At 53.1% G+C, this 23,572-nt stretch carries 18 protein-coding genes; 10 read left to right on the plus strand and 8 right to left on the minus strand.

What is annotated here, in order from left to right; all coding sequences use genetic code 11:
* Nucleotides 1-125: 125 nt before the first annotated feature.
* From L215_RS0104280 to L215_RS0104315, 8 genes are all read right to left on the minus strand, one after another.
* Nucleotides 126-815 carry a DNA alkylation repair protein gene (locus L215_RS0104280; RefSeq protein WP_027451398.1) on the minus strand — a complete coding sequence of 230 codons (690 nt, stop codon included), beginning with the start codon at nt 813-815 and terminating at the stop codon, nt 126-128.
* A 432-nt stretch (nt 816-1,247) separates the two neighbouring features.
* On the minus strand, nt 1,248-2,279 hold the full coding sequence (locus L215_RS0104285) for a sirohydrochlorin cobaltochelatase (RefSeq protein WP_025883760.1): 1,032 nt from the start codon (nt 2,277-2,279) through the stop codon (nt 1,248-1,250).
* A gap of 87 nt (nt 2,280-2,366) precedes the next feature.
* Nucleotides 2,367-4,511, minus strand: coding sequence for a TonB-dependent receptor plug domain-containing protein (locus L215_RS0104290; RefSeq protein ID WP_025883759.1), 2,145 nt, complete (start codon nt 4,509-4,511; stop codon nt 2,367-2,369).
* A 204-nt stretch (nt 4,512-4,715) separates the two neighbouring features.
* Nucleotides 4,716-5,453 carry a precorrin-2 C(20)-methyltransferase gene (locus tag L215_RS0104295; protein ID WP_025883758.1) on the minus strand — a complete coding sequence of 246 codons (738 nt, stop codon included), beginning with the start codon at nt 5,451-5,453 and terminating at the stop codon, nt 4,716-4,718.
* Nucleotides 5,450-7,285 carry a precorrin-4 C(11)-methyltransferase gene (gene cobM, locus L215_RS0104300; RefSeq protein WP_027451400.1) on the minus strand — a complete coding sequence of 612 codons (1,836 nt, stop codon included), beginning with the start codon at nt 7,283-7,285 and terminating at the stop codon, nt 5,450-5,452. Before cobM ends, L215_RS0104295 begins: the two co-directional genes overlap by 4 nt.
* A 1-nt stretch (nt 7,286) precedes the next feature.
* Nucleotides 7,287-8,480 carry a bifunctional cobalt-precorrin-7 (C(5))-methyltransferase/cobalt-precorrin-6B (C(15))-methyltransferase gene (locus tag L215_RS0104305; protein WP_025883757.1) on the minus strand — a complete coding sequence of 398 codons (1,194 nt, stop codon included), beginning with the start codon at nt 8,478-8,480 and terminating at the stop codon, nt 7,287-7,289.
* Nucleotides 8,477-9,880: a precorrin-3B C(17)-methyltransferase gene (gene cobJ, locus L215_RS0104310; RefSeq protein WP_025883756.1), complete on the minus strand. Its 1,404-nt coding sequence runs from the start codon at nt 9,878-9,880 to the stop codon at nt 8,477-8,479. The genes L215_RS0104305 and cobJ overlap by 4 nt, the downstream gene beginning before the upstream one ends.
* A 40-nt stretch (nt 9,881-9,920) precedes the next feature.
* A complete protein-coding gene (locus L215_RS0104315) occupies nt 9,921-11,387 on the minus strand; it encodes a PepSY domain-containing protein (RefSeq protein ID WP_025883754.1) in 1,467 nt (488 codons plus the stop codon).
* 401 nt (nt 11,388-11,788) lie between these two features.
* On the opposite strand from L215_RS0104315, the gene L215_RS0104320 reads away from it, so the two are divergent.
* The 10 genes from L215_RS0104320 (at nt 11,789) to L215_RS0104370 (ending at nt 23,568) form a co-directional block, all read left to right on the plus strand.
* The gene (locus L215_RS0104320; protein WP_044111745.1) at nt 11,789-12,205 is read left to right on the plus strand and encodes a helix-turn-helix domain-containing protein; all 417 of its coding nucleotides are present in this window, start codon (nt 11,789-11,791) and stop codon (nt 12,203-12,205) included.
* A gap of 5 nt (nt 12,206-12,210) precedes the next feature.
* Nucleotides 12,211-13,167, plus strand: coding sequence for an IS3 family transposase (locus L215_RS09295; protein WP_044111749.1), 957 nt, complete (start codon nt 12,211-12,213; stop codon nt 13,165-13,167).
* 638 nt (nt 13,168-13,805) lie between these two features.
* A complete protein-coding gene (locus L215_RS0104330; protein ID WP_027451402.1) occupies nt 13,806-17,201 on the plus strand; it encodes a leucine-rich repeat domain-containing protein in 3,396 nt (1,131 codons plus the stop codon).
* A gap of 376 nt (nt 17,202-17,577) precedes the next feature.
* Nucleotides 17,578-18,036 carry a radical SAM-associated putative lipoprotein gene (locus L215_RS0104340; protein ID WP_025883752.1) on the plus strand — a complete coding sequence of 153 codons (459 nt, stop codon included), beginning with the start codon at nt 17,578-17,580 and terminating at the stop codon, nt 18,034-18,036.
* Nucleotides 18,037-18,107: 71 nt separating this feature from the next.
* Nucleotides 18,108-18,557, plus strand: a complete 450-nt coding sequence (locus L215_RS0104345) for a radical SAM-associated putative lipoprotein (protein WP_025883751.1) — start codon at nt 18,108-18,110, stop codon at nt 18,555-18,557.
* Nucleotides 18,558-18,598: 41 nt separating this feature from the next.
* Nucleotides 18,599-18,856 carry a hypothetical protein gene (locus L215_RS0104350; protein ID WP_025883750.1) on the plus strand — a complete coding sequence of 86 codons (258 nt, stop codon included), beginning with the start codon at nt 18,599-18,601 and terminating at the stop codon, nt 18,854-18,856.
* A 23-nt stretch (nt 18,857-18,879) separates the two neighbouring features.
* Nucleotides 18,880-20,019, plus strand: a complete 1,140-nt coding sequence (locus tag L215_RS0104355; protein ID WP_027451404.1) for a TIGR04133 family radical SAM/SPASM protein — start codon at nt 18,880-18,882, stop codon at nt 20,017-20,019.
* On the plus strand, nt 20,016-20,972 hold the full coding sequence (queG, locus tag L215_RS0104360) for a tRNA epoxyqueuosine(34) reductase QueG (protein WP_025883748.1): 957 nt from the start codon (nt 20,016-20,018) through the stop codon (nt 20,970-20,972). Before L215_RS0104355 ends, queG begins: the two co-directional genes overlap by 4 nt.
* Nucleotides 20,969-21,925 carry a bile acid:sodium symporter family protein gene (locus tag L215_RS0104365; protein WP_025883747.1) on the plus strand — a complete coding sequence of 319 codons (957 nt, stop codon included), beginning with the start codon at nt 20,969-20,971 and terminating at the stop codon, nt 21,923-21,925. Before queG ends, L215_RS0104365 begins: the two co-directional genes overlap by 4 nt.
* A 182-nt stretch (nt 21,926-22,107) precedes the next feature.
* Nucleotides 22,108-23,568, plus strand: a complete 1,461-nt coding sequence (locus L215_RS0104370; protein ID WP_027451405.1) for an aminoacyl-histidine dipeptidase — start codon at nt 22,108-22,110, stop codon at nt 23,566-23,568.
* Nucleotides 23,569-23,572 lie beyond the last annotated feature (4 nt).

Below are 23,572 nucleotides of genomic sequence, written 5' to 3' on the forward strand. Positions count from 1 at the left end.
TTGATTCCTCCGAAGTTTCATTTGATTCCTCCGAAGTATTTTTTATTTCCTAGGTAGGAATTGGGCAAATTTCTAGGTACTTATTGGGCAAATTCCTAGGTAGGAATTCGATTAGAGGTTAGAGATTAGATGCGACGAGAGTCGCGGAGCTTCTGCTGGTACATACGTAGCACGGTGGCGTCGGTGATCTCCGTGCGGATGGCTTCCGTGAGGGAGGGCTCGCCAGTGAGCGTCATCTCGGCAAGGAGCCACGCTATAGCCATCTGGACGTAGTACGCATCGTCGTGTTGCAATGGGACGACATGGTCTAGTGCAGCTCTAGGGGTGGCTAAGCCGTGACGTATGAGGTCCAGCCAAGCAACGATGGTAAGCCGACGTGCGTAGGGATTGGCGTCGTGAGCATGCTCAGCTATCGAGCGGAGGACTATCTGGCGCTCTGTCTCTCCCCTACTCGACCAGCTTGCGAGGAGTTCCTTGTAGTAGTCAGGCACAGCCCAGCCATCGCAGAGGGGATAGAGGAGCGGTAGCCCCTTATTAGGAGTAGCTAAACGACCGATGACCCCGCCGAAGATGATCTTGTACTCATACCATGCGAGGGCTCTCTCGTGAAGTAGCTTGATGGCCTCGTCGAGTGTGAGCAAGCGACTGAGCTGCTTTACGGCTTGTCGGAGCCACTTCATACTAATGCCGAGGACGCTCTCGGGTCGTGAGGAGACTTTGGTGCGTAGTGCCATAAAGTCGGCATAGGCTGGCTCCCGACGCTGCTCCAGCTGTGCGAGCAGTGCGGAGGCTTCTTCAAGAGGAGACTGTTGCATAAAGGCGAATCGCTGTGTTGCTTTCGGAACTCGGCTTCGGTCACATACGGAGGTATGCTCCATTCAGACCTCACCCTCAGCGCCTTGCACTTCATCCTTTCTGCAAAGTCAGGACAATCTTGCAAGCAAGATTGTGAGACTGTTGACTTTTGCAACAGTCACATACGGAGGTATGCTCCCTTCAGACCTTACCCTCAGCGCCTTGCGCCTCATCCTTTCTGCAAAGTCAGGACAATCTTGCAAGCAAGATTGTGAGACTGTTGACTTTTGCAACAGTCTCAAGAGGTGTGGGTGTCATACGGAGGGTGTGTAGCAAGTTTCTCTAAATAGCACAGTCCCCCATATACGAACAGTGTATATGGGGGACTGATTACATGATGCCACCGTGAGCATGTGGAGAGCCTCCACAGTCACTTAGTGATGTGCTTGAGATTACTTCTCGTCCTCTTCGGGAGTGTAGAGAGGCTTGCCAGCGAGCGCCTTCTCCATGTGGCTTATCCAGACGTTGACGATAGCGGGATAGTCAGCTAGTCCGTTCATCGTGCAGTCATCTAGGGTGCACTTATAGCCAGCCTTGTTCATCTCATAGCGCCAGCTTCCCTCCTCAGGATTCTGAGGATCGACACCACCCTTGAGGTCGTTGTTGGCATGGTCACCAGCGATAGACATGAGCGGGTGTAGGAGCATCGTGCCTTTGGTCTTGCCAGCCTTCTTAGCGCGAGCGATCAAGTTTTCTACCAGGTTGCCCTCCATGTCGACGGTAGCGACGAAGTAGTTTTTGTTGAGCTTCTGTAGCTCCTCCTCGATCTTGAGGTAGCGAGAGTTACCGCGTCCGTAGTTCATGTTCTCAGGATTACCGTGTCCCATGAAGCTAACGAGCTTGTTATCAGCAACAGCCTTGCCATAGATCTTGTGAAGCTCAGCAGCAACGGTCTTGCAGTCATCATCGCTCTCTAGTAGTGGACCAGCAAGGTAGACGGTTGTCTTGGCGAACTCAGGGTGATCACCATCGTTGCGGAAGTCCTTAATGCAGTTCTGGATACGTAGGAACTCCTCACCAGGTACGATGTGTAGTGACTGTACTGCGATGTCCTTGTACCCAGCAACTCCAAGAGCCTCTAGATAGAACTTGGGTGCGTAGTAGTTCCACCCCTTCTGAGCGCAACGTGTCATGCAGATCTCAGAGGTAAAAGCGAAGTAGAGGTCTCTGTCGGGGAACTTCTTCTTAAAGGCCTCCTGTACCTTCTTAAAGGTCTGCTGAGGCTTATCCCAGGTACTACCGAAAGAGACGAGGAGTAGAGCCTTGTCTGTGGTCTTCTTTGCCTTCACCTCCTTGGTAACAGCCTGTAGCTTCTTGTCGTGATTTGAGAGAGCTAGGTTGTTGTCGTCCTCTGTACAACCTACGCAAGTCAGGAGGGTTAGTCCTAGAGCGCAGAGTGATAAGATTGTTAATAGCTTCTTCATTGTTGATAGGGTTATAAGTGATTTTATATGTGTGTGTGTTGGCTTGATAAAGTGTAGTGTACGCTAAGCGTGGGGAACAATATTTTTCTAATCCTCCTCATCCTCCTGAGAGCGCGAGCGACGGGAGGAGCGCTTGGTCGGTGTGATCTGCTTGGCTCGCCCGAAGTGTACGCTCATGGTCATGTAGAGTGTGCGCCCTGGCGTAGAGGTACCGTAGTGCAGACCGTGTGGTGTGGTCTCATAATAATTGAGCAGGTTGTCCACGCCAATGTTGAGGTCGAGAGACCAGTTCTCATTGGGTATGATCGTCTGCTGCGTGTTGAGACGCCATAGGTGATAGGGCTTGCCATTGCCATCATCCTGATAGTAACGGGTGCTCTGCATACGTCCGTATAGTCCTACGGCTAGCTTGTAGCGCTGCTGGAGGAAGGCTTCGCTCCACGACAGCCCCACAGTGGCACGGTGGTGTGCCATACCATCGATTGTGACCTGGCGCATCTCTTGCTTCTCGTCATCGTAGAGGAGTGCCTCTGTGTCAAGGTAGCTATAGCTGGTGGTTAGCGTCCACTGCTTATAGATGCGCCACTTGGCGGTGACATCAGCACCATAAGTCTTGGCGCTGTCCATATTCTTGTACTGACGCACGCGAGCTGGTCTGTAGGATGCGATGAGATCACCAGGAGCCTCTCGACTTGGGATCGTCACGAGGGTGATCATATTGTCAAGGAAGTTGGCATAGCCCGTAGCACTCACGTTGACTAGCGGGTTGTGGTACTCTACGCTAGCTGAGACATAGCGACTAGTCTGCGCCTTGAGGTTGGGATTGCCAAGGTGGAGTATGACCATCGCCATCTGGCGAACGTATCGATAGTGGAGCTCCTTGATCGTAGGAGTCTTAAAGCCTTCGGAGTAGGTAGCACGCAGATTGACAGGGCCTAGCTTGTAGAGGAGAGAGACCTTGGGGGTAAACTTCGCCCCAAAGGCTGGGTGGTAGGTTAGCCTAGCTCCTGCGGTGAGATTGAAGTTCCTCGTGGGTGTCCACTCATCCTGTAGGTAGAAGCCCGCCTGAAAGTCATTAACCCGATTCTCGTCCAGTCGGCGTGGTGCTATGAGCCAGTTGTGGTGTAGGTCTAAACCAGCGCTAAGTCGCTGATCGAAGGGAAGTGCGAAGACCCCCTTGAGCTCTGTCGTGATGCGCTGCTGATTGCTCTGCAACCCTACATTTCCAGGGAAGTAGGGGAAGCTGAGCTCCTTGCCATCTGGCAGGAACTCCTTAGCCCAAGTTTCACCTGTGTAGACGTAGTAATAGGCGTGCCTGTAGTACTGCATCTGAGCCGTCAGGACAGCTCCCTGTGGGGTCTGCCAGCGCATACCTGCACCTGCGGAGGTGTTGTGATAGCGGAAGTCGTAGGTCTTGTAGTCGGGCACACCCGTCGGGCGGTGGATATCCTTGCGATAGTAGTTGCCCTCGACATAAGCCGAGAGAGGCTTGCCCTGTCGCCAGTAGAGGTGTTGCCCTATCTGCCAGTCTAGATAGGGATTTGAGGTGTTGTTGACCGAGTTGGTTACAGGCTTTTCGTAGCGGTTGGGGTTTTCGTAGGTTGTGTTTTGCCAACCGTCAGAGTGCTTTAGATTAAAGTCAGTCAGCGTCGTCCAGTCGCCCACCCTATACTGAAAAGCGTTGGACTGATTGATCACTCCATAAGAGGCGACACGCGTGCTATTGTCTATGGATAGATTGTCGCGGCTCTTCTTGGTGATGATGTTGATGACACCCGCTATGGCGTCGCTACCGTAAAGCGCGGAGGAAGCTCCTTTCACCACCTCAATACGCTCGATGCGTGTCGGGTCAACCATATCTAGATTCGTTTGCCCCCCGAGGTCGCTCATGAGCCTCTTACCATCGACGAGGATGAGGATATAACGGTCTCCCAGCCCGCCCATCTGCATAGCTGTACCCATATCGCTATGACTAAAGTCTATCGACGGGATCAGCCCCGATAGTATCTCCGTGAGGGTTGCCGATCCGTAGCTCTCTAGCGTCTTGGCATTGATGATCTCCGTCTGCACAGGCGCATTCTTGAGGAGGTAGTTTGTTCCCGTGCCCGTCACGACCACCTCGTCAAGATTAACAACCGAGAGCGAGTCGGCCGGGGTCACGCTCTGCGCCATCAACGTAGCGGGAAGCAGCAGGACTAAGAGCTGTGCAACGATTGCCAGATATCTATTCATAAACCAACTGGATAAACTAACAGAGGCAGGCAACCTAACCAAAAGAAAAGCGGATTCGGTTAGAGTAGCTTTTACACCACAAAGGTAGTAAAAAAAAGTATTGTCCAGCAACCCACGAATCTTCTGGCCAGTAGACTTGCACTACATATTGGGAGGCTTACAGGCGACAAGGCGTGCAGCAGAGCGCAGGCTCCTTTGTCGGTCTTATTGCCCTTGCACTATCTTCACATACAGGTGGGGAACCCTTCGGCTAGGACGTATGATGATGAGGGAGAAGTAAGGGATGGGCTGACGGGCGAGGAATGTGTCACGGTCACTGGTGAGTAGCTCTAGAGCGGGATTGCCTAGATGCTCGGCATAGATGAAGTCATAGTTGTCCTCGGCTATGACCTCACAAACGATGTCAGCACAGCGCGAGAGCTTCATCACTACCACAGTAATTTCCATCGAAAGTGCCTCACGGAGCTGAGAGCTACTGAAAACCTTGCTCAGCACGAGGAGCGACTCGTCTTGACGCACCAGACCTTGACCAAAGGCTGCCGCTGCGGCTATATAATAAGGTATCCCTGGCACGACTTCTATCTCGGCACGAGCCTGACGGAGCAGGTCTGCGAGATACTGCACCGTGGCGTAGGTGCCGGCATCGCCGATGGTGACGACGCTACAAGCGAGTCCCCTACCCTGCTGCTCCATCAGTCGGGTGGCAAGCTGCTCGTAGTAGCGGATCGCCTCTGTACGGTCGCTGCTCATCGGGATCTCTAGGATCTGACAGCGCTGAGCGAGGGCGGAGCCTTCGGGCAGTGCAGCGACAATGCGGTGAGCTGCTTCGCCTAGGCAATAGATCTCGTCAGCCTTCTGGAGCTTGCCATAGGCACGCATAGAGATATCCTCAGGCGTGGCAGCGCCGAGGGAGACGATTGCTATCGGCTGTGGCGCTTTCATCGGCGGAAGAGGTGCTTGAAGTTGTCATTGTAGAGCTTGGAGAGCCCAGCACGATTGTCTATAGCGTCACCGACGACCATCAGCGTGGTGAGCGTGAGGTGATGCTCGCGAACTATCTGCGCCAGCTCGGAGAGTTGACCACGGTAGATGCGTTGCTCAGGCCAAGTAAGCTTGTAGCAGACCGCCACGGGCGTCGTGGGCGGATAGTGAACGAGTAGCTCCCGCTGCACCTCCTCGGCAAGGGTGGCACTGAGGTAGATGCACATCGTGCTTTGCGAGGCTGCGAGCTTGTGCAGTTGCTCTCGCTCGGGCATTGGCGTACGACCGCCGCCTCGGGTTAGGATGATGGTCTGCACACGCTCAGGGATGGTAAACTGAGACCTGAGCTCTGCGGCGGCTGCTAGGAAGGAAGAGATACCAGGCGTGATATGATAACTCATACCGGCCTCGTCAAAGAGTGCCATCTGCTCTTGTATGGCACCAAAGATGGCGGGGTCTCCCGTATGTAGTCGCACGATGAGGGCGTGCTTGTCGTAAAACTCCTTCATCAAGGCAAACTGCTCCTCGAGATTCATATCGGCGGAGCTTTTCACTGTGGCACCCTCCTTGGCATAGTAGGTTAGCTCAATGGGAACTAAGCTACCAGCATAGAGGATCAGGTCGGCTCGCTCGAGGAAGTGCTTGCCACGCACGGAGATTAGCTCTGGGTCGCCCGGGCCCGCCCCAACGATCTCTATATGCCCGTGGGGCAACCCTTCGGGAGCTACCGCAAGGCTATAGGTGAAGTCGCTCTGCGGAGTAAGACAACCCTTTTGCTTCTCTATAATAAGGAGTCCACCTTGACTGGCTGCGAGTGCGGAGGCTTCGCTGACGCTCGTCGAACCAGTGGCCGTGGCGACACGTTCCGAGGGATTGGGCACCTCGATGGTGGCTAGCTCGTCGCTACTGTAGAAGTGGCAAGGCTTGCCTAAGTGCTGGGAGAGCTCGTCGAGGATCGGCTCGCCACGCTTGAGCTCGATGCTATTGATCGTGGCGATGGCACTGGGTGCAAAGCCTTTGGCACGAATGTCTGAGAGGATATGCGCCACGACACCCTCGGGATTTGCCTGATGGCGACAACCCACACCGAGGTGCAGGAGCGGTGGACGGAAGTAGAGACAAGGGATGGTCAAGCCCTCTAACAGGCGAAAGCTCACCGCGATAAGCAGGTCGTAGCGACTTTGGTCTATCTCCTCGTAGCGGTAGTAGAGATCCACATGCTCTGGATGGGTGCGCTCTAGATAGGCGGTACCCTCGGAGCGCATCTCGAGAAGCAGGGCGACGGGACGCTTATTGACAAAGGTAGTGATGGCTGCGTTCATAGTACAGCCGGCGGTCTCGCGACTCCACCCGCTCTCTGCGCCCAAGGTGTCTAACGCCCACAGGCCCTGACGATCGCTCTGGGTGGTGATGACCGGCTCGGCACCTAGTACGTGTGCGATGCGCTCGGTCCACTCGTTGGCGCCGCCGATGTGTCCCGAAGCGACGGAGATGACGTACCGCCCCGTGGTATCTACGCAGAGAACTGCTGGGTCGTGATGCTTATCTCTGAGCAGTGGGGCAATGGTGCGAACGCAGATCCCCATGGCGGAGACGAAGAGCAAGACATCGCTCTCGTCAAAGAGGCTCTTAGCTCCTTCGGCTAGGTTGGGCAGTAGGGTGAATGCTTCGCTGGGTTTCTCCTGATGTGTCGTATAGAGCTTTACGTCGGGCAGTTCGCTCGCTATTTTGAGTGCGATTGCTTGGCCATCGGGAGAGATGGCGAGGATCGCTATGCGTGTTTGTGAGTACATACTAGTGTGTGCTTTTGGTCGCTTGTAGGACAGCTATCGGGTTGTAGTCGTCAATCTGCATACGGGTCGTGGAGGCTATGGAACCACCGACGGCTGCAATGGCTCGTCTGAAGGCTTCCTCGCTCTCGCTCGAGACGGAGTTGAAGACGATCCGCCCGCCTAGGGCGAGACGACGCCACGCCTCCTCGACGATCTCCTGCAAATGTCCACCATGCCCGCCAATGAAGATAGCGTCGGGCTGAGGCAATGGATCAAGATCGGCACGAAGAAAGTCGCCCCCGCAGAAGGTAATGCCCGGAGTGTGATGACGACGCGCATTGGCGTCGAGAAGCTCGGCGCCCTCGGGACGTATCTCGAAGGCGACCACCTGTAGGCTCGGTTGCTGCAGGCGAGCCTCGATGGAGACGGAGCCGGTGCAGGAACCGATGTCCCACAGGACGTGCGCCTGATGCAGGTCTAGCTGCGAGAGCGTCTCGAGACGTATCACCCGCTTGGTGATCATCCGCTCACGTCCATTCAGCGGAATGAAGTCCGCATCGGGGATACCAAAGGGACGAGGCAAAGGCTTCGTCTGAATGAGGATTAAGTTGTTGGGATAGGCAAAAGTGCGCTCAGCCATTTCCGCAATAGAGAGACGGTAGAGCTGCTGTCGCTCTCTATTGCCCAGATGCTCCCCAACGATGGCTCGGTAGTTGTCGTAGCCGTAGTCGAGCATGCGCTGGGCGATGCGCTGAGGAGTGTGCTCCTTGCGATCGGTCAAGATGCCAATCATTCGTTCGCCCGAGATCAGCGCAGCGTCAAAAGCTTGCCACGGTCTCCCCGTGAGCGACACAACGTGCATATCTTGGTAAGGTTGCAGTGCCGCATGGGCGAGGAGCTGGAGGGAGTGAAAGTAAGGATGTAGCTCAATCTCCGCCTCGGGGAGAAGCTGCATGATGCGTTGCCCGATACCGTTGAAGATGGGGTCGCACGAGGCGAAGACGACGACCGTGTCGTACGCTTTGTACTGCTCGATCACATCGTCTATCGGCGGAGTTATATCGATCCAGTGATATTCCGTCGGCAAGATCTCACGGACGATATCGTGGTGCCGAGCCCCTCCTGAGAAGGTGCGCTCGCCAGCGAGTCGCTCCAGTAGCTCGGGGTTCCACCGCTGCTCTCGGTCGTCACTAAGCCCTATGAGGATGATTTTCATAAGTCACGACCAGGCTTGAGCGTCTCGGCATCGCCATAGCTAAGGGTTGCGTTAACCAGCGTTGCCGCTAGATTGCTGCCCCCTTTGCGCCCCTCGATGATGAGCTTAGGGATGTCGTGGAAAGGCTTGACCATGTGCTTTGACTCGCACACATGGACGAAGCCGACGGGTGCTGCGACAATTCCAGCGGGGTGAGCCTTGCCCTGACGAATGAGGTGCGCCAGCTCCATGAGAGCCGTCGGTGCGTTGCCAAAAGCGTAGAGCGCATCGGGGTGCTCCTCGACAGCGAGCCGTATGCCGGCCTGTGTACGGGTTATGTCCAGTCGCTCCGCCATCTCAGCCACACGAGGGTCGTGCAGGTAGCAGAGAACCTCAATACCGTAGCGCTTCAAGGCTCCTTTGCGGATGCCCGAGGCAACCATCGTCACGTCGGTCACGATGGTTCGTATCTTACCATCGACATAACCTTGGTAAATGCGAGAGACCGCATTGGGGTCGCTGTAGAGTAGCTCCTCCATCTCAAAGTCAGCCGTCGTATGAACCGCGTGGAGCATCGCCCAGAGATGGTCGAGCGGATAACTCTCGGGCTGCTTGAGTAACGAGAGGATCGTGCGAAAGCTCTCGCTCATGATACGCTGCCCGACCTTCTCTTCGTCACTACCCTTGTCACGATAGTAGCCTCGTGGCGTGACAATCTTACCCTTTGAGAGGAAGCTCTGACTATTGCCAATGATGAGGACCGTAAACATATCCACCTCTTGCGTATCTAGCTCTCGTAGGGTCGTTGTCCAGACACGTTGGTCGGGACGCCCCGCCTGTTGCACCAGCCCTACGGGGGTGTCGGGTGAACGATGCTTGAGGAATAGCTCCCGCACACGCTCCAGCTGCCAGTACCGCTTGATGCTCTTGGGATTGTAGATTGCTGTGACGAAGTCCGCCTCTGCGGCTGCGATAGCGCGTCGCTCGATGATTGCCCACGGAGTCATCAGATCACTCAGAGAGATGATGCAAAGGTCATGGCCAATGGGTGCCCCGAGGAGGGCAGCCGCCTTCTGAAAGGCGGAGATCCCAGGCAATACCTCTAGCTCCACATCACTACCCCGATCATCGCACATCTCATAGAGAAGCGGCGCCATCCCGTAAATGCCCGCATCGCCAGAGCTAATGACACAAACCGTTTGTCCAGCCTCAGCTCGCTCGATAGCTAGCTTGGCTCGCTCACGCTCTTGGCGCATACCTGTGTCGATGCACTCGGCGCCCTCGTGTAGGTACTCTTCGATAAACTGAAAGTAGTAAGCATACCCCACCACCACATCAGCCTCTCTGAGGGCTTGATGCACAGCGGGCGTTATATCTTCTGGACTGCCGGGACCGATACCGGCGATATAGATCTTCTTCATAGTATCTCTTTGTTATGGTTGAACGGACTTCGCCCACCGCTTATTTACTGCGACGAGACTTCGCCCGACGAATGACTCTGCGAAGATAACGAAAACCGAGCACTACACCACTCACCGAGACGACCAAACCACCCAGTACCAGCACCAGCATGCAAATGATGCGTAGCGTCGGATGCTCCGCAAAGAAGCCGATACGGAGGTTGTGACAGAAGGGGTAGAGCCACTTCTTGACCCGTCCGTTGAGACTGTAATAACGTGTCTCTCCAGTCGTCGGACTGATGTAAAGACGGCTCGACTCCTTGTCCTGTGCTGAGATGCGATAGATCGGCAACTCATACTTATCATTTAAGCTAGCATAGTAGTTGTCGTAGTGATCCATCAGCTCGATCTGCATGTCGGCAGTTCCCAGCACAGGCGTGAGCTTAGCTTTGATATCCTGCTCTGTCAGATGCAACGGCTGTGGAGCCTCACCTAGCGCATCCCAGCTCTCCAGTTGTCCGTGGCGCTGCACCTCATAGTAAGGGTGCCCGCCATAGCTACGCCAAGTGATCTGCTGCACACCGCCCAGGTCAAGTAGCAAGCGATAGTCATACATGTCCGAGCGACCCAGCTGTGGAGCCTCTGCGACCTGCGCCTCCTTGCGCTTCGTCTCAGTCTCATGCTGAGGCACGATCCACGACGGCAGATCGTAGAGCGACATCACCCCGCTGAGGGCGAAAAGCGTTAGCGACAGACCAAAGATCACGCCTCCGACGAGGTGCCAGTGCAAAGTCTTCTGACGCTTGTAGGGACTGCGCAGACGCTTCGTCCGTCTCCACATACGGACGTAAAGGCGTATCCCAAGGTATAGCCCTGTAAAAGCAGCGATGACAGCCAGCGAAGCGAAGATTGAGATGACCCAAAGCCAGACGGTGCGGTTTTGCCGTAGCCACCAGTAGTAAAACATGTGGGGAATCGTACCACACGATGCCCCAATACGCTCGGAACGAGTGCAGAGCTGCACCGCATCGCCCGTTTGACTAGAGAGATAAAGGTAAGTTCCCTCAGGATCGTCAAAGCGGTATCGGTAGAGGGGCAGATCCTTCTTGACCCTCGGGTAAGGCGTCCAGGTGTCTATGTGTCGTATCGTATCAACCGCCACGATAGGCGCAGAGCTAAAGCGCGACGCATACTGCTCATACCAAGCCTCTGGCACCGAATCCGTAGCCGTCGTAAGTAGCGAGTCCGCATGCCACAGATACCCCCCCTCGCTCGTCTCCACACTCCACACCGGCTCGCCACAATGCGTGGTGAGCGAGAGTGCCGTCAGCTCTTCACCAGGCTGTAGCTTCGCCTGTAGCGTAGCTTCCGACGGTAGAGCCGCCGAGGTCGCAAGGGTATCCTGTAGCGGTAAGTCCTTGTCCCCGAGACGGGGAAAGGAGCAAAAGATCATCACTCCTCCCGAGATCAACCATAAGAGGAAGAGCGGGGCACAGACGGTGCCAAGTACTTTATGAAGCCAGCGCATAGCCGTAATCAGATTATAGAGTTATCATATTTCGTAAGATTGCTCCCATAGGGTTAAGGAGGGCGAAGCGTCAACACCTCTATCGTGATGTTCCCCTTCCTAACTGCAAAGGTACCACTATTCGTAAAGAGAATCACAAGCCAAGGCTGACGCATGATAACCAGCCGTCTAGAAGTTGCATATGACGATAGCTAGGAAATACACGGTTTGATTATTGCTACAGAGTGGCTACGAGACCTCTCTGATTACACCTTCCTTCCGAAGAATGAAATTCCTACCTAGGAATTTCCCAAATAGCTACCTAGGAATTCCCCCAATTCCTACCTAGGGAATAAAAAATTCTTCGGAGGATGTCTTACCCTGAAAAAAGTTGACTCGTAAGTAAGATAATTATGAGTACAATGAAACAGACAAAAGACACGAAGGCGATGCCCGCAAAGGGGTCAAAAAGTCGCCCAACCAAGGGACATGCCACAACCGCCGAACGGCTTGAAGCACTAAAGCGCTATTATGTAAATGGCTACTCGATCCAGCTTCTAGCAAACCAGTATCAGGTGACTTCATGTACGATTCGCAATTGGATTCGTATCTTTGAGCAAGAAAACCCTGAAGTGGCTAAAGCTATGAACAAAAAGAGAATACCCCCACAAGGGACCTCCTCAGAGGAGCTCCGCAAGGACGACTATGTCGCCCTGAAAGCACGTATCCTAGAGCTCGAAAAAGCTCTTGACCAAGCCTGCTTAGAGCGAGATGTCTTCAAGACCTGCTTGGAGGTGTACGGCATTGATGAGCAAAAAAAAAATGGGCACTCGTCGTAACAGCCATGCGAGATCAGTATAAATACCCAACCAAGACGGTCTGCAAGGTGCTAAATAAGAGTTCACAAGCCTATTACAAGCACCTCAAGTCCGACACGCCCTTGAGAGAATCTGAGCTCGAGTTTATAGTGACAAGCTATATTATGGAGGCACGGAAAAGCAATCCAGGCATCGGAGGCACCTCGCTGTGGAAGCAGTATTGCAGGGAGTGGGGAACCCGCTATCCCGTTGGTAGAGACAAGTTTGTGAGCTACATACGCAAGCACAAGCTCTACGTCCGCATACCCAGGCGCTACAAAGCTCCTCGCACCACGGACTCCACCCACGACCTGCTCACCTATCCCAACCTCGTTCAGGAGCTTATCCCCGACCGTCCGAATCAAGTGTGGAGCAGCGACATCACCTACATCCCCTTGGAGCGAGGAGATCACAGCATTGAGTTCTGCTTCTTATCCCTGATTTTGGATAACTACACGAAGGAGATCGTTGGCTATAGCCTAGGGGAAAGTCTCATCTCAGAATACCCCTGCAAAGCACTAAAGCAAGCCCTCAAGCGACTTCCCAAAGAGGAGGCAAGCCGCCTCATCCATCACTCCGATAGAGGCACCCAATATGCCAGTCGGCAGTACACTAACATGCTCAAGAAAAGAGGAATACAAATCAGCATGACAGAGTCAGGAGACCCTAAAGAGAACTCCCAGTCAGAGCGGGTAAACAGCACCATTAAGAACGAATTCTTAAAGGGCAAAATGTTCCGTAGCATCGATGAGGCAAATCGTGCAATCAGCAAAGCTATAGAGACTTATAACACCATTCGCCCTCATATGAGCATCGACTATATGACCCCACAAGAAGCTAGGGAATGTACGGGTCCCCTGAAGAAACGATGGCGTAGCTATCGTGAAGAAGCCATTCTGAAAGCTCAAAAAGACGAAGAGTCAAAGGAGCTAGTAACCAGCTAAATAGAACTTATTTCAGCAAAGAGAGAAGAGACTGGATTTTTCATTTTCAATCGGAACACAAAGAGCGGCAATGCACCTGACACACCAAACGCCCTCCGCTCCGCTACAGGCGTTTGGCTTAGTCAGTTGCATTGCCGACGGGGAGTTTATCCGATTTGAAAAAGAAAAAAAACAAGCCCGGGGTATACCACGAGAAACAACCCCAAACTACCAGAGTCAACTAAAATCAGTATCTTTGAAAAGTCGAGACAACTCATTCTAGTTTGACGACGAAAACGATGTCAACCGACATCAGTTTCAGCAAAAAAACAGTCAACCAATTTCAGGGAACGACAGGAATCAAATGAAACTTCGGAAGAATCAAAAAATAAGTCCGAAGAATTTGGTCATTTCCTAGGTAGCAAATCAGAAATATCTACGGAGGAATTTGGGCAATTCCTAGGTAGGAAATAAAACGAGCTCATTTTTATGCGTCAGCCATGCGTGAGAAATTGCATTAGCGGGTGGAATGTACGTTCTGCAAAGCCTAATCGTAAAATTTGTTTACATCGTAGCTTTTTTCCTATCTTTGCGAGTAGCATATCTAGAGGTTATTACGGTGACCTCATCTTTATTCACCCTTAAAGCGACAAATGACTATGGCAAAAAATCACCTAGCATTTTATCGGCTAAGCAGTTCTATCTTCCTTAGCCTACTCCTACTCTTGACGTGTAGCTCAAGAGGGGGAGCAGAGCCCAAGCTACCTTTAGAGCGTACGGGCTACTTCTATCTCAATCATCACTACATAACTCGTGACATCTACGACAAGAAGGTTAGCATACCCGACTACCTCAGTGAGGGTAAGGCTGTTCTCGTAGAGCTGTGTGGTATATGGAGTGTCAATGGACAAGAGATCCACAAGCAGGGGATGCTCAAAAATCTATATGCAACCTATGGTCCCGAGGGTACTAAGGAACTAGAGGTGATATGGGTTAATACAGACAGCACGACACTGGAGGAGATACAGGGTTCCTCATACTGGGGTAATGGATTTGACTGGACAGATGGAGGCACTATCCCATATCCTATTCTAAACACAAGTAGGTTTAGTCCTACTTATGGCTTCTTGTGGACTTATCTTCCTAAGTTTTACTTGATAGAGCCATCAGGCTGGTGCCTGGATGTCACAAAAATGCTGCTCAGCGAAGACATGAAGCCTGTGGAAAACTACAGTGCCATCATTCGAGAGCTACTAGATAAGCAAGTAGGAACCAAGTCTGCCCCAATCGTAGAGTCAATAGGAGGGGTTGAGACACTCTTTGTTGGTGAGACTGGATACTTTGAGAGTCGCACTCGATACTGGGGTAACCTCACCTCCATTCAGTGGTCTGCTGACGGAACTACAGAAACATCAGATGCTAATACCTTTAGGCCTGTATGGTCTCAGCCAGGGATATACAAAGTGCGCGTGAAGGTCTCTAACGAATATGGCGATGCAACTAAAGAAATCTCCGTCACCGTGCTCGGAGACGAAGAGAAAGTGTCAACCTTCCCCACAAAGTTTGGATTTGACGACTCCAAAGTTCCGACGACCTGGCGTGTATATGATCAGGACGAAGACGGATACTGCTGGCTACCCCTCGCCAAGGACCAAAAAGATCGTATCAGTGCCGAGATGCTATCGACTCTAGGCGGTCTAGGCGGTACTGCAGACGCTTTGGTCAGCTATAGCTACTACATGACCCACTTTGACTTTGAGAACGAAGAGGGATTCGGCTTTTATCTAAAGCCAGAGGACTGGTTGATCACTCCCACTATAGTAATTCCTAAGGATGCAACCAAGGCTACGCTTAGCTATCTTGATGGTTACTTCTACACGGTAGAGAAAGAAGAGCGCGTTGATGGTTACAAGGTTTTACTATCTGAAAGTGGTATAGCTCCAGAAGATTTTAAAGTAACGCTATTCAATAAGCCAACCATAGAATCTAGTAAAGATAAGACACCTGCCTTTGAGCGAAAAATAGACTTAACTGCCTACGCAGGCAAGAGTATTCGGATCGCTTTTGTCCATCCAGCTCGCTATAGCTACGAGGTGGGCACTGGGGTAATCATTGACGAGGTGACCGTAACCTCTGATGGTCATAACCCTAGTACTCGCTACACGACGGACCAGCCGTATATAGAGCTCTCTACATCTCGCCAGTCTGGATCTTGGAGCTTTAACATTGATGCTTCCGAAGAGGCACAGAAGAGTTGCTGGGCTGATTTGAACGGGAACGGATCGTTTGATCCAGGAGAAGATGAGGGCTTTGACTTCCGATTCACCAATTATCGCAAAGAGATCGGGAGCCAAAAGCTACGCATCTACGGAGATTTGACTCGATTTGAGTGTAGCTTCCAGGAGATTACTGAGATCGACCTAAGTCATGCACCTCACTTGACCACCTTCGTGTCAAACTACAACAAGGGCTTGACCCAGTTAGATCTCTCACACAACGAGGAGCTAATCAAGCTTGAGGCATATGGCAATGGACTGACTGACCTAACCCTCGGACGTAAGCCCCAGCTCAAGACCCTAGATCTCAACAGCAATGCTCTGACGAGCCTAGACCTTCATGAGGCTCCCCTGCTAGAGCGTGTTGACTGCTTTGGCAATTGTATTGAAGCCAAGGAGGCGCACCTTCTTGTCACTTCGCTCGTAGACAAGACAGCTGACCACCCAGGTAAGCTATTCTTCGTCAACACCACCTACGGTAAGGAAAAGAATCAGATCCTTGTCTCAGATGTCCTCTTAGCACAGAGCAAGCACTGGTCCGTCACAGACTTCAATGCCTCTAAGCCGTACAAGGGAATCGACAATACTCGCTACACGACCGAGCTACCCGCCATCACGCTAAAGGCTCAAGAAGCTACAGGAGAGTGGCACTTACAGATTAAGGTTGCAGAGGGCGAGGCTAGAGACTCTGTATGGCTTGACCTCAACGACAACAAGCTCTTTGACTTTGGCGAAGAGCTGACAGAGGATATCCTGCAAAATGGTTGGACAGCCCCCAGGAGCACTACCTCTGTGACTCTCTATGGAGCTGTCAATCAGATCAAATGTCAGGAGAATAAGCTCACTGAGATCGACTGCTCGGCAAACAATCGTCTAGAGCTCCTCGACTGTAGCAAGAACCTCATCTCCAAGATGACCCTCGGAGCACAGCCTAACCTAAAGGAGCTTTACTGCTATCAGAACCAGCTACAAGAGATAGACCTATCTCAATTACCTAATATCACAAGTCTATCTCTGAATAACAACAAATTCACCACCTTGGATCTCTCTAACAACACCAAGCTCAAGGTACTTATGCTGTCTGACAATGAGGTAAGCACGCTAGATCTTTCCAAGCTCACCGAGCTAGTCTTCTTTGCTTGCAACGATAATAAGGTCACCTCCTTAGACCTCTCTAAGCAGGTCAAGCTAGAGACCTTATACTGCGTTGGTAACAAGCTTAACACGCTTGATCTATCTGCGCTACAAGAGCTTCTAACCCTCTCCTGTGAAAACAACGAGTTAACCGCTCTTGACCTCTCAGCGAACAAAAAGCTAGAAGCTCTCTACTGCTACGAAAATGCCATCTCAGCATCTTCAATGAAGAAGCTCTTCACCACCCTATCCGATAGGAGTGGCAAGACTCAAGGCAAACTCTATGCAATCAATAGCGCAAAAGCCTCCGAGCGCAATGGTTATAACCTTGAAGATATAGCCATCGCCACGGCTAAGAACTGGCAGGTAAACGACTACAAGGGTGGAGCCAATGGAGGTACTAACCCGCTCGCTCTAGAGATCGTTACAACTCCTGGACAGATCATACCTCAAATATCTCAAGGGTGGCTCACGCTCTCAAGTGTTGAGCCCCACACTCTGGCCAAGCTATACACAGCAGATGGACTCTTGGTACGAGAGGGTAAAACGGGCTACGATGGGGTACTACGCCTAGACGTGAGTGCGCTAGATGCTGGGAACTACATCCTTGCTATAGGACAAGTTACCCTGAAGGTCGTACTCTGATACGAGATTGAAAGGACCAGACAGTAAAGTGGAGACGATTAGGATCCACTACTGTCCAATATAATCTCAAACAACACGATTAAGGGCTGATTTCTCTAATGGGGATCAGCCCTTTTTCAGTTTCTCACAAAAAGGGAGCTTGAGCAAGCAAAGCCAGATGGGAGAGAATCGAGATTTCTTCGGAGCTATGGTTTCATTCTTCCGAAGTTTCATTTCATTCTTCGGAAGTTTTGTTTCGTTCTTCCGAAGAATTTGTCGTTTGCTCCGTGGGGATTGCTGATTATCTCCGTGGAGATCGCTTTTTTGAGCGAATGACATTTTGGCAGATTCCTTTTTTTGTGCTATATTTGCCGCTGTATCAGTAATGCCTCACAATATGAAAAGAGTTTATCTATCCGTACGCTCGCTCCTATCCGCTGGAGCCGCTCTCCTACTTGGCTGGCTAGGCTTCTCTAGTTGCTCGGAAACTCCTGATTCTGGGAAGGTTGAGTATGGCACGCCCACAGTCGATTACGAGTTTAAGGTGCGCGTCACCGACCAAGACGCCAAGCCTGTCGAGGGTCTTCAGGTAGACCTGCCCCATAGCGATGGAGACAAAAAGGAACTCACCGATGCTCAGGGCAATGCGGAGCTAGATGGTAGCTACATGGGCTCCCGCAGGGATCATCAGGTGGTCCTAGAGGTGAAGGACATCGATGGCGAGAAGAATGGCGTCGTCGCAGACAAGCAAGTGACCGTAGAGGTCAAGAAGAGCGACTTCGTCAGCAAAGGCTCCGGGAACTGGAACGAAGGCAAGGTTAAGAAAGAGATAGAGATCCAAGTGGAGCGCAAGTAACCTGGTCTAAGTTTACTGTGCGCCTTCCATAAATTGTATTACATTTGTCGTAGTATCAAAGCGACCACACTATGAAAAGAGTTTATCTATCCGTACGCTCGCTCCTATCCGCTGGAGCCTCCCTCCTACTCGGCTGGCTGGGATTCGCCAGCTGTGATAGCATCGGAATGGAAGAGTATGGCACGCCCACAGTCGATTATGAGTTCAAGGTGCGCGTGACGGACCAAGACGCCAAGCCTGTCGAGGGGCTTCAGGTAGACCTACCCGATGGCCGTGGAGACGAAAAGGAGCTCACCGATGCTCAGGGCAAAGCTGAGCTAGACGGGAGCTACACAGGCTTTCACAGAGATCATCAGGTGGTCCTAGAGGTGAAGGACATCGATGGCGAGAAGAATGGTGTCGTCACAGACAAACAAGTGACCGTAGAGGTCAAGAAGAGCGACTTCGTCAGCAAAGGCTCTGGGAACTGGAACGAAGGCAAGGTTAAGAAGGATATAGAGATCCAAGTGGAGCGCAAGTAACCTCTGTAGATCCTCTATCCTCACTCTACTATATATAGTGTATGAAGCGAAAGCTCTCAAATATCATTTCTAATCTAATCGCAGGCACGCTGCTTGCGCTGATCGGTTGCTTGGGGTTCTCCAGCTGTAAGACACGTGCTACACAGAGGACGAGTGAGAGTAGCAAGTCGGAGCAGCCCGACACGACAACGCTCGCCAAGCCTAGCCCTAGACCAGACGGTATGGGCATGGTGATGTATGGCACGCCTACGACGATGTTTGAGCCGAAGCAGATCATAGAGCCGGAGAAGCCAGAGTGAACTAGAGATTGTGGTCTCATCGAATGAAACTAAGCAAGCATAAGTCCATCGGGCAGACGCTCCTACGTCCAGCATTCAAGCAGCGGATAGCCCTTGACCTGCATCGTGTCCTGCAGGCGGATAATGTGCGTCGGCACCCGATGACGACACTCTTCTGGGAGTGTACGCTACGCTGCAACCTGCACTGCGGGCACTGCGGTAGCGACTGTCGCGTGGAGAGCGGTGTCGATGAACTGTCGGTCGCTGACTTTATCCATATTATTGACGGGCTGACGCCTCACGTCGATCCCAACAAGCTACTGGTCATCTTCACGGGTGGCGAGGCGCTCGTGCGGCAAGACATTGAGGAGGCGGGGCTAGCCCTCTACCGTCGTGGTTACCCGTGGGGCATCGTGACCAATGGGATGCTCCTCGACACGCAGCGCCTAGAGAGCTTGCGCCGTGCTGGACTACACACAGCGACGGTGAGCCTAGATGGCTTTGCCGAGGCGCACAACGCTTTGCGAGGGCATCCACTCAGCTACGAACGAGCTTGGCGGGCTATCCAGCTACTCACGCAGGCCGAGGACTTGGTCTGGGATGTGGTGACTTGTGTCAATCCGATGAACTTTGACTCGCTCCCCGCCTTTCGCCAGCAACTGATTGATGCGGGTGTGAAGCGGTGGAGACTCTTCTCCATCTTCCCCGTGGGGCGCGCTGCGGAGAATAAGCAGCTCCAGCTCTCCGACAGTCAGTACTACCAGATGATGCAGTTTATCATCGAGACGAATGAGGCTGGAGAAATCGAGGCGCAGTATGGGTGTGAGGGCTATCTGGGCGCCTTCGAGGGGCGCACGCGCAAGCAGTTTTACCAATGCCGTGCTGGCGTGAATGTCGCCTCTATCCTGTGCGACGGCTCTATCAGCGCCTGCCCGAGTATTCGCTTTGACCACAAGCAGGGCAACATACATCACGACGACCTGTGGCAGGTGTGGGAGGAGCGCTTCGAGAGTTACCGTGATCGCTCGTGGGCTAAGACAGGGCCCTGTGCCGATTGTAAAAGCTGGAAGTACTGTCTGGGCAATGGTATGCACCTACGAGACGACGAAGGCAAGCTCCTCGTCTGCCATCTCCAGCGTCTTGAAGCGGGTGCCGAGGCGCTGCATGCCTCTGGGGGTAAATGACCCAACAATCGCTATCACCGACGGAGCTTATCGTTCGCTATGCACACGATGAGCTACATTTGAGCGCTGTAGGCTTAGCAGCTGCAGGAGCCGTCCCGCCTGATGTGTGGGAGGCTTATCAGCAGACGGTCACGGGAGATGCTTACGCTGGGCTAGACTACCTGCAGCGCTATGATGATGTTCGCTCAGATCCTCGCAAGTTGCTGCCCGAGGCTCAGTCGATCATTGTCGTGGCGCAGAGCTATTACCCACCAGTCAAGCAACCGCTAGAGGCTCCCCAAGTAGCTTACTACGCCTACGGACGCGACTACCACAAGGTGGTACGCAAGAAGCTGGAGCGTCTCCTCGCTTTCATTCAGTCAGAGGTGGATCAGAGCGCCACGGGGCGTGTCTGCTGCGACACGGCTCCGCTACTGGAGCGCTACTGGATCATGCAGAGCGGGCTCGCCTATCAGGGTCGCTCGAAGATGATGATCATACCTAAGCTGGGCACATTCTTTATCTATGGCTTCCTCGTTGTCTCTCTGCCTTTGGAGTACGGTACGGTGATAGATAGGAACTACTGCGGTCGCTGTCGAAGATGTATCGACCATTGTCCTGGAGGCGCTTTGCAGGCTGACGGCACCTTCCGAGCGGATCGTTGTCTGAGCTACCTGACGATCGAGCATCGGGGCGCTTGGACGGAGGGTGTCGCTGAGCGACTAGGCAATAGGTTCTTCGGCTGTGACGTTTGTCAGACTGTTTGCCCGCACAATGCACACTGCGCACCGCACGACGAACCAGACTTTATGATCCGCCCCGCCATTGCCCAGCTGACCTATGAGCAGCTGGCAAACTTTACCCCCGAACTCTACGAAACGCTAACGATAGGCTCCTCAATGCGACGATGCGCCTACGAGGACCTCCTCCGCAATGTCGAGGCGGTCTTAGCCAATCACACGACTACCCTATGACTAGACACTATAATATAGCAGACCTGCGAGGGCGCTTCATGCGTCGACTCAAAGATTACGGTCTCCCCCTCTCCATACTGATCGGCATCGTGGGCTATCGCCCGCTCTCCACGCTGAGCCCCGCCATCCCCTACATGCTGATGCTGATGCTCTTCTTTAGCTTTCTCAAGCTTACGCCTAGAGACTTGCGCATACGCCCCATTCACTTTCTCCTTCAGTTCATACAGATCGTACTAGCAGTGGGTGGCTACCTGCTGGTGCGCTACTCGGGCATCTCCGAGAGCACGCTCCTCGCTGAGGGACTGATGATCTGCTTCTTCTGTCCCGCAGCCTCCGCATCGCCCGTGGTCATCGGCTTCCTCGGAGGGAATGTCGCCCTTGGCACGACCTATGTCCTGCTGACCAGCGTGGGGGTCATCGCCTTGGCACCGCTTCTGCTGGGCTTTTTCGGCAGTGGTGCGATGGACTACGGAGCCACCTTTGTCCAAATCTTCTACCGTGTGCTACCGGTCATCACACTGCCCCTACTCCTCGCCTGGACCGTCCGCTATGGAGCCAAGCCCGCTTATCGTCTGCTCACGAAGATTCCCTCGGCGAGCTTCTGGGTCTGGCTCCTTTGTCTCTCGCTCATCATGGCCAATACGGTATACTTCATCGCTGAGGAGCCACGAGAGATGATTCCGACGATGATCCTCCTCGGTGTGATGGGTCTGATCGCCTGCATCGTTCAGTTTGTCCTCGGCAAGTGGCTCAGCAAGCGAGTCCTCGGCGAGAGCATCACGCTCGGGCAGAGCTTAGGACAGAAGAACTCGACCATCGCCATCTGGCTAGCGCAGAGCTACCTCAACCCGCTCTCCTCCGTCGCTATGGCCGCCTACTCTATCTGGCAAAACCTCCTCAACGCTTACCAGATACACCAAGCGACGAAGCGCTCGGGCAAAAAGCAATCGTAAAGACGAGCGACAGCCTGCGGTGCGGGCACGCCCTATTTGCGCACCAGACCGTATAGCCTGTCGGTATCGCTTATTTTGTTACCTTTGTCCTCAGAGTAACAAAGGTACCGTGTACCACGTTGCTACACAACAAAACGTGCCTCTCCACTGGAAGACGCATCAAACAATAAAGAGAATAAGCTATGATGAACAAAGCTGACTACCAAAAGCTCGCCCCCTCCACACTATGGGGCTATTTCTATGATCTCACACAGATACCCCGCCCCACAGGACACTGTCAGGCTGTACGGGAGTATGTCGTTGCCGAGGGCAAGCGACTAGGACTAGAGACCCATGTAGATGAGGTGGGCAACGTATTGATCCGCAAGCCAGCCTCACCAGGACTAGAGAATCGTCCCGTAGCTACCCTGCAGGGACACCTAGACATGGTGCCTCAGAAGAACTCTGACAAGGTGCACAACTTCGAGACCGACCCTATCCAAACGATGCAAGAAGGCGACTGGATCACGGCCGATGGCACGACACTTGGTGCGGACAACGGTATGGGCGTTGCCTTCTCTCTAGCGGTCCTCGCTGATGATACGCTCAAGCATGGTCCCCTCGAGGCTCTCTTTACCATTGATGAGGAGGTCGGCATGGACGGTGCCAACGGACTTAAGCCAGGCTTTAGCAAGGGCGACATACTCCTTAATATAGACTCCGAGGTGGAGGGCGATCTCTTCGTCGGTTGTGCTGGTGGTATCGATGTCAACGTCTCTCTAGAGTACCAAGACAACCACGAGCCTGACGCAGACGAGATAGGCGTACGCCTTACGATCAAGGGACTCAAGGGCGGACACAGCGGTGTGGACATACACCTCGGTCGTGCCAATGCCAACAAGCTCATGGCGCGTCTCCTCAAGGAGGCTGTCTCGCAGTGCGGCGCTCTAGTCGCTGAGATCGACGGCGGTAACATGCGCAATGCGATACCTCGTGAAGCGGTTGCTCTACTATCTATCAAGGAGGACGACACCGAGGCGCTCTGGGAGCTAGTATCCGACTACGAGGAGCTATTTAATAAGGAGTTCGCTGGGATCGAGAATCACATCACCGTCTCTCTAGAGCGCTGTGACCGTCCTAAGACGATCCTGCCCGACGAAATACAGGACGCGCTGATCCATGCGCTGAATGCTTGTCAGAATGGTGTCATCTCGATGCTCTCGGAGTTCCCCGACACAGTAGAGGCTTCGTCAAACCTAGCTCAGGTACAAGCTGGCGAAGGACATATCTCCGTTCGCTTCCTCGTCCGCTCCTCGAGTGACTCACGCAAGATGTGGGTTGCTTCTAGCATCGAGAGCTGCTTCCTACTGATGGACGCTCGCGTTGAGTTTGACGCGCCCTACACAGGCTGGCAGCCCAATGCTGAGTCTCACATTATGCAGGTAATGTGTCAGGCTGCCAAGGAGGTCTACGGCAAGGACCCCGCTGTCAAGGTGATGCACGCAGGCCTCGAGTGCGGTATCATACAGGGTGTCATGCCCGATATGGATATGATCTCCTTCGGTCCTGAGATCCAGCACCCACACTCACCAGATGAGCGTGTGAGCATCCCCTCTGTGGAGCGTAGCTATCGCATGCTCGTCCGTGCTCTGGAACTAATCTAATCGA

It is taken from the genome of Porphyromonas uenonis DSM 23387 = JCM 13868, from assembly GCF_000482365.1.
In the GTDB taxonomy this organism is placed as follows: domain Bacteria; phylum Bacteroidota; class Bacteroidia; order Bacteroidales; family Porphyromonadaceae; genus Porphyromonas; species Porphyromonas uenonis.

Coding starts and splice junctions, on each gene's coding strand:
- L215_RS0104280 (WP_027451398.1), bottom strand. CDS start 815: ATGCAACAGTCTCCTCTTGAAGAAGCCTCCGCACTGCTCGCACAGCTG.
- L215_RS0104285 (WP_025883760.1), bottom strand. CDS start 2,279: ATGAAGAAGCTATTAACAATCTTATCACTCTGCGCTCTAGGACTAACC.
- L215_RS0104290 (WP_025883759.1), bottom strand. CDS start 4,511: ATGAATAGATATCTGGCAATCGTTGCACAGCTCTTAGTCCTGCTGCTT.
- L215_RS0104295 (WP_025883758.1), bottom strand. CDS start 5,453: ATGAAAGCGCCACAGCCGATAGCAATCGTCTCCCTCGGCGCTGCCACG.
- cobM (WP_027451400.1), bottom strand. CDS start 7,285: ATGTACTCACAAACACGCATAGCGATCCTCGCCATCTCTCCCGATGGC.
- L215_RS0104305 (WP_025883757.1), bottom strand. CDS start 8,480: ATGAAAATCATCCTCATAGGGCTTAGTGACGACCGAGAGCAGCGGTGG.
- cobJ (WP_025883756.1), bottom strand. CDS start 9,880: ATGAAGAAGATCTATATCGCCGGTATCGGTCCCGGCAGTCCAGAAGAT.
- L215_RS0104315 (WP_025883754.1), bottom strand. CDS start 11,387: ATGCGCTGGCTTCATAAAGTACTTGGCACCGTCTGTGCCCCGCTCTTC.
- L215_RS0104320 (WP_044111745.1), top strand. CDS start 11,789: ATGAAACAGACAAAAGACACGAAGGCGATGCCCGCAAAGGGGTCAAAA.
- L215_RS09295 (WP_044111749.1), top strand. CDS start 12,211: ATGCGAGATCAGTATAAATACCCAACCAAGACGGTCTGCAAGGTGCTA.
- L215_RS0104330 (WP_027451402.1), top strand. CDS start 13,806: ATGGCAAAAAATCACCTAGCATTTTATCGGCTAAGCAGTTCTATCTTC.
- L215_RS0104340 (WP_025883752.1), top strand. CDS start 17,578: ATGAAAAGAGTTTATCTATCCGTACGCTCGCTCCTATCCGCTGGAGCC.
- L215_RS0104345 (WP_025883751.1), top strand. CDS start 18,108: ATGAAAAGAGTTTATCTATCCGTACGCTCGCTCCTATCCGCTGGAGCC.
- L215_RS0104350 (WP_025883750.1), top strand. CDS start 18,599: ATGAAGCGAAAGCTCTCAAATATCATTTCTAATCTAATCGCAGGCACG.
- L215_RS0104355 (WP_027451404.1), top strand. CDS start 18,880: ATGAAACTAAGCAAGCATAAGTCCATCGGGCAGACGCTCCTACGTCCA.
- queG (WP_025883748.1), top strand. CDS start 20,016: ATGACCCAACAATCGCTATCACCGACGGAGCTTATCGTTCGCTATGCA.
- L215_RS0104365 (WP_025883747.1), top strand. CDS start 20,969: ATGACTAGACACTATAATATAGCAGACCTGCGAGGGCGCTTCATGCGT.
- L215_RS0104370 (WP_027451405.1), top strand. CDS start 22,108: ATGATGAACAAAGCTGACTACCAAAAGCTCGCCCCCTCCACACTATGG.